The organism is Limnohabitans sp. T6-20 (genome assembly GCF_003063505.1).
In the GTDB taxonomy this organism is placed as follows: domain Bacteria; phylum Pseudomonadota; class Gammaproteobacteria; order Burkholderiales; family Burkholderiaceae_C; genus Limnohabitans_A.
Genome location: NZ_NERW01000002.1, coordinates 1,071,863 through 1,085,596 on the forward strand (window position 1 = coordinate 1,071,863; position 13,734 = coordinate 1,085,596).

Here is a 13,734-nt window from a genome sequence, read left to right on the forward strand (position 1 = left end):
TCCATAGCTTCAGGCCTGGCCAGCGAACCAATGTTCGCGGGCTTTCATGATCAGGGCGGTCGCCTCTTCAGCTGTCTGAGCAGTGATGTCAGTCAGTTCATCGGTGGCCAAGTCAGCCAAATCGTCACGGGTATGGATACCCGCTTCAACCAGCTTGGAAATCAACTCAGGCGTCAAGCCTGGCAGGTCACGCAGATCCTGAGAAACGTCTTCGACGCTCTCTTCGCGTGCAATCTCAAGGGTCAACAACGCGTCTTTGGCGCGTGTGCGCAACTCGTTGATGGTGTCTTCGTCGAAGCTTTCGATTTCCAGCATTTCCTGGATCGGCACATAGGCCACTTCTTCCAGGCTGGTGAACCCTTCGCCAATCAGGATGTCGGCAATCTCCTGGTCCACATCGAGCTTTTCCATGAACAGCTGGCGAATGCCGGTGGTTTCTTCGGCTTGCTTTTGAGCAGACTCGGCCGCGTCCATGATGTTGATCTTCCAGCCGGTGAGGTCAGAAGCCAGGCGCACGTTTTGACCACCACGGCCAATCGCGATCGCCAGGTTTTCTTCGTCCACCACCACATCCATGGCGTGCTTTTCTTCGTCCACCACGATGGATTGCACGTTGGCCGGGGCCAGGGCACCGATCACGAACTGGGCGGGGTCTTCGCTCCACAACACGATGTCGACGCGCTCGCCAGCCAATTCATTGGTCACGGCGTTCACACGGGTGCCGCGAACACCGACGCAAGTGCCGATGGGGTCCACGCGCTTGTCGTGAGACAAAACAGCAATCTTGGCGCGTGAGCCGGGGTCACGGGCGCAGGTTTTGATTTCCAGCAGGCCTTGCTCGATCTCGGGCACTTCCTGACGGAAGAGCTCGATCATGAATTCGGGGGCCGATCTCGACAACAAGATGGGAGCGCCGCGCAAAGTCAAATCGACTTCCATGATCATGGCGCGCACACGGTCGCCGCTGCGCAGGTTTTCCTTGGGGATCATTTCGCTGCGACGCAGACGGCCTTCAATGCGGCCAGCCTCGCAGATGATGTCGCCTTTGTCCATGCGTTTGACGGTACCGACAAAAATCTTCTCACCGCGCGACATGAAGTCGTTGAGCAGCATTTCGCGCTCGGCGTCACGGATTTTTTGGAGGATGACCTGCTTGGCCGCCATGGCGCCAATGCGGCCAATGGGCAAAGACTCGATCGGCTCTTCGATGTATTCATCGACTTCGATGTCAGGGATTTGCTCTTTGGCTTCAAACAGCAAAATTTCCTGCTCGGGCAACTGCAAACCGGCTTCATCGGGCACCACGTGCCAGCGGCGGAAAGTTTCGTAATTGCCGTTGTCGCGGTCCACCGCCACGCGGATGTCCACTTCGCCGGAATATAGCTTTTTGGTGGCTTGGGCCAAAGCGGCCTCCACGGCACCAAATACCACGTCGCGCTCAACGTTCTTTTCACGTGAGATGGCTTCGACCAACATCAACATTTCGCGATTCATGACTTGACTCTCCTGTTCCACTGGGCCTGCGGTTCAGACCCGATAAAAATGCTCAAAACCCGACACCCAGGTCAGGCCTCAACCTTTGGCTTGCGCCCTTTGAAATCCACCACGGGCGCCAAACGGGCCTCGCGCAATTCATCCAACGTGAATCCCAGCGCATGCAAAGGCGCAGGGACTCTTTTTTTACTGATTCTTTGACCGGGCTTCACGGCGGGGGCATCGCTCCAGACGATTTGCCAGCCTTCGCCATTGCTGGTTCGCTCCAGGGTGCCGCGAAACTTCTTGCGGCTGGCACTGACCAAACCGGCTGCGTTCTCGCCCATGGGGGCCTTGAGGCTGATGTCGATCAACTCACCAGCGAAACGCTCAAAATCTTTTTCATGACGCAGCGGGCGGTCAATACCAGGAGAGGAAACCTCAAGCCGGTTGTACTCAATGCCGTCAACTTCCAAGGCAAACTGCAGTTGGCGATTGACTTTTTCGCAATCTTCAACGTTGATAAAGAGCTCTGAACCGGGCTGCCATGGCCAGTCGATGGTGATGCGCAACAAACCGCCCGCTGTGCGGTCAATTTCGACCAGGTCATAGCCCAGGCCGGTCACGGTTTCTTGAACAATTTGCTGCAATGCCACAGAGCTTCGAAATATCAACGTTAAAAAAGAAAGACCCAAAAAAAACGGGCGGTGAAAACCCGCCCGTTTGGTCGTGAAGCCGGTATTCTAGCTGAAAAACGTGCTAAGTGCGTGATTTCTAAGGAAAATGAAGCGCAGTTTGCGGCAAACTTGCTCAGGCATTTGGAAAGGCATCCAGCAAACTCCGCGTGTAAACATGACCGGGTTCGTGCAGAACCCGACCCGCAGGACCGGCCTCCACGATCTGCCCGGCTTTCAGCACCATCACCTGATGGGCCATGGCCCTTAAAACATCGATATCGTGGGTAATCAATAAATAAGCGATAGAACGCTTTTTTTGTAAATCCTGCAGCAATTTCAGGATTTGCTTTTGCACCGTCACATCGAGCGCGCTGGTCGGCTCGTCCAGCACCAGAAGATCGGGATCCACCACCAAAGCCCGCGCCAAGGCCATGCGCTGCCTTTGACCGCCCGAAAAAGAGTGGGGATAGCGGCTGAGCAAATCCGGAAAATCGGCGGTGCTCAGCCCCACTTCAGCCAAAGTGGCCAAAACACGGGTCTCAATTTGGGCTTCGGTGGCCTGGGGCTGGTGCAAGCGCAAGCCTTCAGAGACGATCTCGCCGACGGTCATTCGAGGAGAAAGGCTGCCATACGGGTCCTGAAAAACCACCTGCACGCGTTGCCGCAAAGCCTTGTCTCTGGCTGGCGAGTTTTGCCATGTTTGTCCACCCAATGACAAATCGCCGTCAAACGGGGTCAAACCCAACACCGCTTGCGCCAAGCTGGACTTGCCCGAACCCGACTCCCCCATCACCCCCAAGGTGGTGCCTGCATCGATCTGAAAATTGGCAGCCTGTACCGCGGTGAAATGGTCTTTTTTGAACCACCCTCGCAAACCTGGCACAGCCATGGGGTAACGCACGCGCAGCCCTTGAGCCCGCAGCAGCGGCTTGGCCTCGCTTGCATCCACCTGAACCAGACCTTCACGGCTGGGGCGGCTGTCCAGCAGCTTTTGCGTGTAGGGGTGCTGTGGCCTTGCAAACACTTCTGTCAAAGCCCCCTGCTCCACCAGATGCCCCTTTTCCATCACGGCAACATGGTCCGCGAAGTGACGGACCAAGGCCAGGTCGTGGGTGATCAAGAGCACGGCCATGCCTGTTTTGGCCTGCAAAGCGGCCAGCAAATTCAGCATTTGCAAACGCAAACTGGCGTCCAGAGCGGTCGTGGGTTCGTCGGCCAGCAGCAGTTTGGGCTCCGAGGCCAAGGCCATGGCCATCATGGCGCGCTGCCTTTGTCCACCCGACAGCTGATGCGGGTAAGCCGCAAATCGGCGGTGCGGGTCATCGATGCCGGTTTCAGCCAGCAAGGCCTCTGCCCTTTGGTCAGCCTCCTGGCGACGCAGCATTTTTTTGAGTTGAAGCACCTCAGAGATCTGCTGACCCACCGTCATCAAGGGGTTGAGCGCCGTCATCGGCTCCTGAAAAATCATGGCGATTTCATCACCACGGATGCGCGTCATCTCCGCTGGCGACTGCCGCAACAAATCGCGCCCTTGCCACAGCACTTGTCCACCCAGTTGCGCCGACTCCAGCAAGCGCAGCACCGACAAAGCCGTGACCGACTTGCCCGAGCCCGATTCGCCCACCAGCGCACAGCGTTGACCAGGCTGGATGCTCAGGTTGATGCCATGCACCACCTCGTTGCCGCCAAAGGACACACGCAAGTCGCGCAATTGCAGCAGAGGGGCGCTCATGCGTCGGCCTTTCGGGGGTCCAGGGCGTCACGCAAGGCGTCTCCCATGAAAGTCAGCAGCAACAAAGTCACCACCAGCACGGCAAAGGTGGAAATCGATATCCACCAAGCGTCGATGTTGTTTTTGCCCTGGGCCAGCAGCTCACCCAAGGATGGCGTGCCGGGCGGCACACCCAGGCCCAGAAAATCGAGCGAGGTCAAAGCCAAAATGGCTCCGCTCATGCGAAACGGCAAAAAGGTCACCACCGGCGTCATGCTGTTGGGCAGCACATGCCGCCAGATGATTTGCCAATGGCCCAAGCCCAGCGCCCGCGCCGACTTGACGTAGTCCAACTGGCGGTTGCGCAGGAACTCGGCCCGCACATAGTCCGACAAGCCCATCCAACCAAACAGGCTGAGCAGCACCAACAGCAAACCCACACTGGGCTCAAACACGGCAGAAAAAATGATCAGCAGGTACAGCTCGGGCATGGCGCTCCAGATTTCGATGAAGCGCTGGAACACCAAATCGGTTTTGCCCACAAAAAAGCCCTGCACGGCCCCGGTCAGCACGCCCAACAGCACCCCGAAAAGCGTCAGTGCCAGCGCAAACAACACCGAGACCCGAAAGCCGTAGAGCAAACGGGCCAGCACATCACGTCCCCGGTCATCGGTGCCCAGCCAGTTGCGCGCCGTCGGAGGTGCCGGGTTGGGCAAGGGCGCAAAGTAGTCGAGTGTGCTGTGGTGGTAAGGGTTGGGCGCTTGCAAAGCCCAATTGCCATCCTTGTGCAGTTGCTGCTGAATGAACGGGTCCAGGTAGTCGGCAGGGGTTTCAAAGTCGCCGCCAAACAACTTTTCGGGCAAGGTCTGCACCACCGGGAAATACCACTGCCCCTGAAAACGCACCACCAAGGGTTTGTCGTTCGACAAAAACTCCGCGCCCAAGCTGAACACGAACAAGGTCACGAAAACGATCAGGCTGCCCAAACCCAGGCGGTTGCGCTTGAAACGCTGCCAAGCCCGCGCCGAAGGCGAGGCCTGCGCAGATGAAAAGGATGTCGCTGATGGGCTCATTGGTCGAACTTCACACGCGGGTCCACCCACAAATAACAAAGGTCACTGACGAGCTTGGTGACCAGGCCGATCAGGGTGAACAAATACAAGGTGCCCAGCACCACCGGGTAGTCGCGCCGAATGACGGCTTCGTAGCTGAGCAAACCCAGACCATCGAGCGAGAACAAGGTCTCAATCAGCAAAGAACCGGTGAAAAACGCGCCAATGAAAGCCGCCGGGAAACCTGTGACCAGCGGGATCAGCGCATTGCGCATGACGTGCCGATACAGAACCCGGTTTTCGCTCAAGCCTTTGGCGCGGGCCGTCAGCACGTACTGCTTGCGGATTTCTTCGAGAAAAGCGTTTTTGGTCAGCATGGTGATGACGGCAAACGAGCCCAACACACTGGCCGTGACCGGCAAGGCGATGTGCCACAAATAATCGACCACCTTGGCACCCCAGCCGAGCTGGTCCCAGTTGGACGAAGTCAAGCCGCGCAGCGGAAACCACTGCAGCTGCCCACCAAAAATCACGAGCAAGGCCACGCCCAGAACAAAGCCCGGAATGGCGTAACCCACCAGCACCAGCAAACTGGTCAGGGTGTCAAAACGCGTGCCTGCCCGCACCGCCTTGGCAATGCCCAAAGGTACCGACACCAGATAGCTCAGGAAAAACGTCCACAGACCCAGACTGATCGAGACCGGCAGTTTTTCCTTGATCAGACTCCACACGTCTTTGGGGTAGAAAAAGCTTTTTCCCAGATCGAATTGAGCAAACTGTTTGAGCATCATCCAGAAACGCTCGGTGGGCGGTTTGTCAAAGCCATACAGGGTTTTGATCTCGGCAATGCGCGCGGCATCCACACCCTGGCGGCCACGGTAACCACTGCCCGCCGCCGCAGCGCCCTCGCCGCCTGTGTCACGCCCCTGCAGCTGAGCCACCATTTGCTCCACCGGACCACCGGGCACAAACTGGATGACCGCAAAAGTCATCAACAAGACCCCGAACAAGGTCGGGATCATCAGGAGCAAGCGTTTGAAAATGTAGGCCAGCATGTTTCAAGGGCCTTTCTTGGCGACCGTTGGCACGGCTTGAGCGGACTTTGCCGAGCGCGACCACCAGACCGAAGTCACCAAGGCCTCTGGTTGGTAATAGCGCGGCAAATTGGCGGGTCGGTCAAAAGCCGCCGCACGCCAGGACACCCGGTGCACCGCGCCATACCAATGGGGCACCACGTAATGGCCGTGGCGCAATACCCGGTCCAAAGCCCGCAAGCTGGCCACCAACTCAGGCCGGGAGGTGGCGCTGACGGCTTTGTCCAGCAAGGCGTCCACGGCTGGGTCCTTCAGGCCCAGCACATTGCCAGAGCCCTCAACGTCCGCTGCTTTGCTGCCAAAGCGCTCCAGCAATTCGGTGCCCGGTGCCTCACTGCCCACTGTGCGGTTGCTGACGATGTCGAAATCAAACACATCCATGCGCTTTTGCAGCAAGGCGAAGTCGATCACTTTGTATTGCACCTGAATGCCCAGCTTTTCCAGATTTTTCGCAAAGGGCGTGACCACGCGCCCCATCGAGCCGGAGCTGTCCAGAAACTCCAGGGTCAGCGCCTGACCGCCCGCGTTGCGCAAAGCGCCGTCACGGTAAGTCCAGCCCGCCTGCGCAAGCAAATCGCGGGCTTGGCGCAGGTGGTCGCGCAGGGTATGCCCAGAGTCGATGGCCAACTCCGTCTTGGGTGGCTGCGGCACGTCTTGCTCAAACACGGCGGCAGGCAGCTTGTTCTTCAAAGGCTGCAGCAAAGCCAATTCATCGGGACCGGGCCTGCCTTTAGCCTCGAAGTCACTGGCCACGAAATAGCCGCGCACACGGCTGTAGGCGTTGTAAAACAGCTGGCGGTTCAGCCATTCAAAGTCCATGGCCAAAGCAATCGCCTGGCGCACCCGCACATCCTTGAATTTGTCGCGACGCAGGTTGAACTGAAACCCCTGAAAGTCGCCCGCATTGCCATGCGGCAACTCGGCCTTGATCAGCTCGCCCCGCTCAAACGCACGCCCCGTGAAGGCCCTAGCCCATTCGCGTGCAATGAACGACTGCATGTAGTCGAACTCACCCGCCTTGAAGGCTTCAAGCTGCGCTGTACTGTCTTTGTAAATTTTGTAGGTGATGCGGTCAAAGTTGAACAGGCCCTTGCGCACGTTCAAGTCTTTGGCCCAGTAATCCGGATCACGCACATAGGTGATGTCTTTGCCAAACTGCACCGGCCCGATGCGGTAAGGGCCCGACGCAATCGGGATGTCCATCACCATCTGGTCGAGCGCTTGCAGGGCGTTGCCTTTGAGGCCCCATTGGCGGCTGAACACCGGCAAGCTGCCGACGATCAGGGGCAGTTCGCTGTTGGGGCGTACAAAATCAAAGCGGACACTGCGCTCGCCCAGAACAGTGGCCGCCTTCACCTCGCCAAAATACGTGCGGTATTGGGGTGCCGCCTGCTTGCTGGTCAGTCGTTCAAACGAGTGGCGCACATCGGCGGCCAACACCGGATCGCCGTTGTGAAAACGGGCCTGGGGGTGGATCTGAAACGTCACCGACAAGCGATCAGGCGAGACCTGAATGTCAGAGGCCAGCAAACCATAAGCCGTGGTTGGTTCGTCCATGTTGCCGACCAACAAGGTGTCAAACATCATGGCCAGCATGGAAGGTGGTGCGCTGCCTTTGAGGGTAAAGGGGTTGTACTTGTCGAAGTTGGACTGCCGCGTCGGCGGCACCAAAACGATCTCGCCGCCTTTGGGCGCAGCAGGGTTCACATACGAGAAATGGCTAAAACCAGCGGGGTAGCGGATGTCGCCAAACTGGGCATAGGCGTGTGCCGCCCACGCGTTACCTGAAAGCCAGAACCCGAGGGCCAGCAAGCAGTTTGTCAAAAATCGGGCCGTGGGTCTTCGCATGCGACAATTCTGCACACATTTTTCAGGAGTTGAAGACATGACGATAAAAACAGGATTTCTGTCGGGCAAAAAGTTGCTGATCACCGGCGTGTTGTCCAACCGCTCGATCGCCTACGGCATCGCCAAGGCTTGCCATGCGCAAGGTGCCGAGCTGGCATTCAGTTATGTGGGCGAGCGCTTCAAGGACCGCATCACCGAATTTGCAGCGGATTTTGATTCCAAACTGATTTTTGACTGCGATGTCGGCAGCGATGAACAGATCGAAAAACTGTTCACCGACTTGTCAGCCACCTGGCCCAAGATCGACGGTTTTGTCCACGCCATCGGCTACGCGCCACGTGAAGCGATCGCCGGAGATTTCCTGGACGGTCTGTCACGCGAAGGCTTCAAGATCGCCCACGACATCAGCGCTTACAGCTTCCCCGCCATGGCCAAGGCGGCCCTGCCCTATTTGAATGACAAATCAGCTTTGCTGACGCTGACCTATCTGGGTGCCATCCGAACCGTGCCCAACTACAACACCATGGGCCTGGCCAAAGCCAGCCTGGAAGCCTCGGTTCGCTACCTGGCCGAATCGCTGGGCAGCCAGAACCGTGGCCTGCGCGCCAACGGCATTTCGGCTGGCCCCATCAAAACCTTGGCCGCCAGCGGCATCAAGGGTTTTGGCAAGATTTTGTCGGTGGTGGCCGAAGCTTCGCCCATTCGCCGCAACGTCACCATTGACGATGTGGGCAATGTGGCGGCGTTCTTGTTGAGCGACCTGGCTGCTGGCGTGACGGCCGAAATCACCTATGTGGACGGTGGTTTCAGCCAAGTGGTGGGTGGCATTGCTGAGCCTGCAGCGGCTGAGTGATTTCGATCAGCGATTTGGAGGGGCTTTGACGTCTTGAAGACCGCCCGAGCCCAGGCGGGCGCTGCCCGTGCTCATCACTCGCTTCGCTCGCCAAATCGCCCGGTTCAGCGCCCACCTGAGCTCGGGCGGAGAGCTTGTTCAGATCACGGCGGGCTCGATGGCGATTGTTAAGCCATCCACACGACCGAGCGTTTGCTGCAAGCCGCGACTGCATGCTTGCAGTGCTTATTGTGAAATTAGAAAAGCGGCCGAGGCCGCTTTTCTAATTTCACCCCGCAGGTGAGTTGGGCCCCGGTGCGGGGGCGATGTGGCAAAGCGAAGCGCCTCTGAGCCCCTGCACCGGGGCCCAACTCACCTGCCACCTCAAAGACCTGACACTGGCATCAGGCCTTCACGCAATCCGCAAAGTAACGTTTCTTGCCATCGTCGTCCTTGATCTCGACCAAGCCGTGGATATCGGTCTCAAAGCCGGGGCACTTCTCGTTGAACTCGCGGGCGAACTTGAGGTAATCCACGATCTTCTTGTTGAAAACTTCGCCGGGAATCAGCAAGGGAATGCCCGGTGGGTAAGGCGTGACCAAACCGACAGTGATGCGACCCTCCAAGTGATCGATTTCCACACGCTCTGTTTTGCGCTGCGCAATGTGGGCGTAGGCATCTGAAGGACGCATAGCAGGGGCCAAGTCTGACAAATACATGTCGGTGGTCAGACGGGCGATGTCGTATTTCGCGTACATCTCGTGCACGTGCTGGCACAGATCGCGCAGGCCCATGCGCTCGTAGCGCGGATGCTTCTGGCAAAACTCCGGCATGATTTTCCACATCGGCTGGTTCTTGGCGTACTCGTCCTTGAACTGCTGCAATGCAGTCAACAGCGTGTTCCAGCGGCCCTTGGTGATGCCGATGGTGAACATGATGAAGAAACTGTACAGGCCGGTTTTCTCAACCACCACACCGTGCTCGGTCAGGAACTTGCTGACGATGGACGCGGGGATGCCGGTCTTGTCGAACTTGCCATCCAGATTCAGGCCAGGGGTCACGATGGTCGACTTGATCGGGTCCAGCATGTTGAAGCCATCGGCCAGTTGCTGGCCAAAGCCGTGCCATTTGCTGGTTTTTTTGCGCGGGTCGTTGCGCAAGATCCAATCGTCCGCACGGCCAATGCCTTCTTCGGCAAACTTCTCAGGCCCCCAAACCTTGAACCACCAATCCTTGCCGTAATCGTCGTCCACTTTGCGCATGGCACGGCGGAAATCCAGCGCTTCGGCAATGCTTTCTTCCACCAGCGCGGTGCCACCGGGTGGCTCCATCATGGCTGCCGCCACGTCGCAGCTCGCAATGATGCTGTACTGCGGCGATGTCGAGGTGTGCATCAGGTACGCTTCGTTGAACAGCGGCCTGTCGAGTTTGGTGTTTTGTGCGTCCTGCACCAACACATGGCTGGCCTGGCTGATACCAGCCAGCAACTTGTGGATGGATTGCGTGGCATACACCACCGACTCTTTGGGCCGAGCCCGCTTTTTGCCCATGGCATGGTACGGGCCATAAAACGGGTGAAAGGCCGCGTGCGGCAACCAAGCCTCATCAAAGTGCAGGTTTTCCACATACCCATCGAGCATGCTCTTGATGGTTTCGGTGTTGTACAAAACGCCGTCGTAGGTCGACTGCGTGAGCGTCATCACACGGGGCTTGACCTTTTTCGGGTCCACGCCCTTGAGCAAGGGGTTGGCCTTGATCTTGGCCATGATGGCCGAAGGCTCGAACTCGCTTTTGGGAATCGGGCCAATGATGCCGAAATGGTTGCGCGTGGGCTTCATGAAGACTGGAATCGCACCGGTCATGATGATCGCGTGCAAGATGGATTTGTGGCAGTTGCGGTCCACCACCACCACATCACCCGGCGCGACGGTGTGGTGCCAGACGATCTTGTTGGACGTGCTGGTCCCGTTGGTCACAAAGAAACAATGATCGGCATTGAAGATGCGGGCGGCATTGCGCTCACTCTCACCAATGGCGCCGTTGTGGTCCAGCAACTGACCCAGCTCTTCCACCGCATTGCACACGTCGGCGCGCAACATGTTTTCACCATAAAACTGGTGGTACATCTGACCGACAGGGCTCTTCAAAAACGCCACGCCACCCGAATGCCCCGGGCAGTGCCACGAATACGAACCGTCTTCAGCGTAGTCCAGCAAGGCCTTGAAAAACGGCGGCTGCACACCTTCCAGATAGCTCTTGGCCTCGCGGATGATGTGACGCGCCACAAACTCGGGCGTGTCTTCAAACATGTGGATGAAGCCATGCAGCTCGCGCAGGATGTCGTTGGGCAAGTGACGTGATGTCTTGGTCTCGCCATAGATGTAAATGGGCACATCGGCGTTTTTGCGGCGCACTTCATCAATGAAAGCGCGCAGGTTGATCACCGCCGGGTCCAGATCGGGGCCTGGTGAGAATTCTTCATCGTCAATCGACAAGATGAACGCACTGGCTCGGCTTTGCTGCTGGGCAAACTGAGACAAATCGCCGTAGCTGGTCACACCCAGAACTTCAAAACCTTCGCTGATGATCGCATCGGCCAAAGCCCGAATGCCCAGGCCCGATGTGTTTTCGGAGCGGTAGTCTTCGTCAATGATGACGATGGGAAAGCGAAATTTCATGGGCTTGTCGGGCTGTGCGCCAAAGAAGGGACAAAGGAATTCAAACAGAGGCGAAGTTTAAGGACAAAACCCCCCCGTAAAACCACTGTCATCCAGAATTCATAAAAAAACCAGTGTGCGAATCAAGACAGACAAAAGATTCGAGCGCTCAAATGGGCCTTTTACGCTGCTACAATACGACGCTTCGGAGCGGTGGATGAGTGGTTTAAGTCGCACGCCTGGAAAGCGTGTGTGGGTTAATAGCCCACCGCGGGTTCGAATCCCGCCTGCTCCGCCAAAACAAAAAAAGCCTGCACAGTGTGCAGGCTTTTTTTCGTCTGTGCATTCAACACTGGCCCGAAGGCCCTTGTTGAAAGAGCCCCCGAAACCGGGGGCTGCCAGATCAGCGAACCACAGCGATTTGTGAACGCTCGCCACCTTTGTAGGTGTACAGCGTCAAAGCGCCGTTCTTGATGTCGCCTTTTTCGTCAAACGCGATGTTGCCAGTCACGCCCTTGTAATTGATGGCTTTCAAAGCTGGCAGGTATTTCGCTGGATCAGCCGAGCCTGCTGTGACCATGGCAGTGGCCATGACTTTGACAGCGTCGTAAACGTAAGGGGCATACACCTGCACGTCAGCATTGAATTTGGCCTTGAAGTCAGCGCGGAACTTGTCCATGCCGGCTTTCTGTTCGCCTTCAACACCACCAGCCTCAGCACAGAAGACCGACTCGTCTTTCATGGCATCGCCAGCCAACTTGGCCAGCTCGGAAGTGCAGATGCCGTCACCACCCAAGAACTTGGCGTTGATGCCCAAAGATTTCATCTGGCGCAACATCGGGCCAGCCACAGCGTCCATGCCACCGAAGAACACGACGTCAGGCTTCTTGGCCTTCAGAGTGGTCAAGATGGAGTTGAAGTCAGATGCTTTGTCGGTGGTGAATTCGTGACCGACGATGGTGCCGCCAGCAGCGGTTGCGCCCTTCTTGAACTCTTCAGCCACGCCTTGGCCGTACGCTGTACGGTCATCGATCACGGCAATGTTTTTGCCCTTGAGGGTTTCCACAGCGTATTTGCCGAGGGTGCCGCCTAGGTGCACGTCGTCAGCCACCACGCGGAACGCGCCAGCGTAACCTTGACGGGTGTACTTGGGGTTGGTCGCCGACGGGGAGATTTGTGGAATGCCTGCAGCGTTGTACAGCTGCGAAGCAGGAATGGTGGTGCCTGAGTTCAAGTGCCCGATCACGCCGTTGACTTTGGCGTCGACCAGTTTCTGGGCCGCAGCCGTGCCTTGCTTGGGATCGGCAGCATCGTCTTCAGCCAGCAATTCAAATTTGACAGCCTTGTCACCGATTTTCAGGCCAGCAGCATTGAGCTCCTCAATGGCCATGCGGGCACCGTTTTCGTTGTCTTTGCCCAAGTGAGCAATGGCACCGCTGACAGGACCCACGTGACCAATCTTGATCACTGTGGCGTCAGAAGCGGCATCTTTTTTGCCGCAAGCAGCCAAAACAACTGCAGCAACGGCCACAGAAACCAAGGTCAAAGAACGCACACCAGAAAATTTCATAGAAACTCCGAAAATAAATTGCTTCAATTAAGCAAGTCGTGAAGATACTGCAAAACCGACCGTTTGTGGCCTAGGGAAAACCAAAATTTTCTTCAACCTGACAAGGTTATTTAAAGGTTCAATCCATCTCCGCCCGAAAACGGTTCGCCCAAGCCTGCTGCAGGCTGCGCCGCACCAATTCGGTGGTCATGCGCTCCAATTCAGGGCGCAAACTCTCCACCAAATCATCGGCCAATCCCATGAACGAAGCCCGCTCCAATTCGCGTGCATCCAATGCTGCAATCAAATGCGCGGGTATTTGGACAGGTGGAATAACCGTGCTTAAAACTGGAACAACCAAGGGGGCATTGTCTGAAAAGAGGGCTGATTCAGGAGATGTCATGACGCAGAAACCTTGGACAAATCGTGTTGCAGTAAATCGTAGCCTTGGGCGGTGTAATGCCGCCAGCGCTGACGCGCTGTCATTCGACCGTGATCGTCGGTGGCCACAATTTCAATCAGGCGCTCAAACCTCTCAAAACCTTGAGGCACATCATCCCCCAGGTTCACCAGCACATCCATCCCGCTCAACTGTAGTGGATCGGGATGGAGGCGAATGGGTGAGGCATCCTGCACATCCTGGGCATCAGCCGCGATGCTGTGCGGCAAAAAGTCCATTTCCGAAAAGGTCCAGAGTGCGGCGTCGAGTTGGCGCAATGCGGCCTCAGAGCCCACAACGCCAATCCTCAAGCCCCGCCCATGCGCTTTGCGCAAAAGCCGGCAGGCGTATTGCAAGCGCTCAGGCGCATTGAAATGAAATTCAATCCGGGTCATCTGCACC

The 13,734-nt window shown here is 57.2% G+C and carries 11 protein-coding genes and 1 tRNA gene; 2 read left to right on the forward strand and 10 right to left on the reverse strand.

What is annotated here, in order from left to right; translation table 11 throughout:
• Nucleotides 1-9: 9 nt before the first annotated feature.
• From nusA to B9Z33_RS11010, 6 genes are all read right to left on the reverse strand, one after another.
• Entirely contained in the window at nucleotides 10-1,494 is a 1,485-nt protein-coding gene (gene nusA, locus B9Z33_RS10985) for a transcription termination factor NusA (protein WP_108287117.1), read from the reverse strand.
• Nucleotides 1,495-1,565: 71 nt separating this feature from the next.
• Entirely contained in the window at nucleotides 1,566-2,129 is a 564-nt protein-coding gene (rimP, locus tag B9Z33_RS10990; RefSeq protein WP_108286998.1) for a ribosome maturation factor RimP, read from the reverse strand.
• 154 nt (nucleotides 2,130-2,283) lie between these two features.
• Complete coding sequence (locus tag B9Z33_RS10995; protein ID WP_108286999.1) at nucleotides 2,284-3,882, reverse strand: ABC transporter ATP-binding protein; 1,599 nt, start codon at nucleotides 3,880-3,882, stop codon at nucleotides 2,284-2,286.
• Nucleotides 3,879-4,934, reverse strand: coding sequence for an ABC transporter permease (locus B9Z33_RS11000; RefSeq protein ID WP_108287000.1), 1,056 nt, complete (start codon nucleotides 4,932-4,934; stop codon nucleotides 3,879-3,881). Before B9Z33_RS11000 ends, B9Z33_RS10995 begins: the two co-directional genes overlap by 4 nt.
• Nucleotides 4,931-5,968 carry a microcin C ABC transporter permease YejB gene (locus B9Z33_RS11005; protein ID WP_108287001.1) on the reverse strand — a complete coding sequence of 346 codons (1,038 nt, stop codon included), beginning with the start codon at nucleotides 5,966-5,968 and terminating at the stop codon, nucleotides 4,931-4,933. The genes B9Z33_RS11000 and B9Z33_RS11005 overlap by 4 nt, the downstream gene beginning before the upstream one ends.
• A 3-nt stretch (nucleotides 5,969-5,971) precedes the next feature.
• Nucleotides 5,972-7,855 carry an extracellular solute-binding protein gene (locus B9Z33_RS11010; RefSeq protein WP_108287002.1) on the reverse strand — a complete coding sequence of 628 codons (1,884 nt, stop codon included), beginning with the start codon at nucleotides 7,853-7,855 and terminating at the stop codon, nucleotides 5,972-5,974.
• 37 nt (nucleotides 7,856-7,892) lie between these two features.
• Between B9Z33_RS11010 and fabI the strand changes: the two genes are divergently transcribed.
• Nucleotides 7,893-8,708, forward strand: a complete 816-nt coding sequence (gene fabI, locus B9Z33_RS11015; RefSeq protein ID WP_108287003.1) for an enoyl-ACP reductase FabI — start codon at nucleotides 7,893-7,895, stop codon at nucleotides 8,706-8,708.
• A 383-nt stretch (nucleotides 8,709-9,091) separates the two neighbouring features.
• Here fabI and B9Z33_RS11020 read toward each other — a convergent pair whose 3' ends face one another.
• On the reverse strand, nucleotides 9,092-11,365 hold the full coding sequence (locus B9Z33_RS11020; RefSeq protein WP_108287004.1) for an arginine/lysine/ornithine decarboxylase: 2,274 nt from the start codon (nucleotides 11,363-11,365) through the stop codon (nucleotides 9,092-9,094).
• Between the two features lie 186 nt (nucleotides 11,366-11,551).
• Between B9Z33_RS11020 and B9Z33_RS11025 the strand changes: the two genes are divergently transcribed.
• Nucleotides 11,552-11,642: transfer RNA gene (locus B9Z33_RS11025), tRNA-Ser, on the forward strand.
• A 105-nt stretch (nucleotides 11,643-11,747) separates the two neighbouring features.
• On the opposite strand, the gene B9Z33_RS11030 is transcribed toward B9Z33_RS11025, so the two are convergent.
• The 3 genes from B9Z33_RS11030 to B9Z33_RS11035 all read right to left on the reverse strand — a co-directional run bounded on the left by B9Z33_RS11030 (nucleotide 11,748) and on the right by B9Z33_RS11035 (nucleotide 13,727).
• Entirely contained in the window at nucleotides 11,748-12,914 is a 1,167-nt protein-coding gene (locus B9Z33_RS11030) for a branched-chain amino acid ABC transporter substrate-binding protein (protein WP_108287005.1), read from the reverse strand.
• Between the two features lie 118 nt (nucleotides 12,915-13,032).
• Nucleotides 13,033-13,296, reverse strand: coding sequence for a hypothetical protein (locus tag B9Z33_RS15465; protein WP_146183858.1), 264 nt, complete (start codon nucleotides 13,294-13,296; stop codon nucleotides 13,033-13,035).
• Complete coding sequence (locus tag B9Z33_RS11035; protein ID WP_108287006.1) at nucleotides 13,293-13,727, reverse strand: DNA polymerase III subunit chi; 435 nt, start codon at nucleotides 13,725-13,727, stop codon at nucleotides 13,293-13,295. Before B9Z33_RS11035 ends, B9Z33_RS15465 begins: the two co-directional genes overlap by 4 nt.
• Nucleotides 13,728-13,734 lie beyond the last annotated feature (7 nt).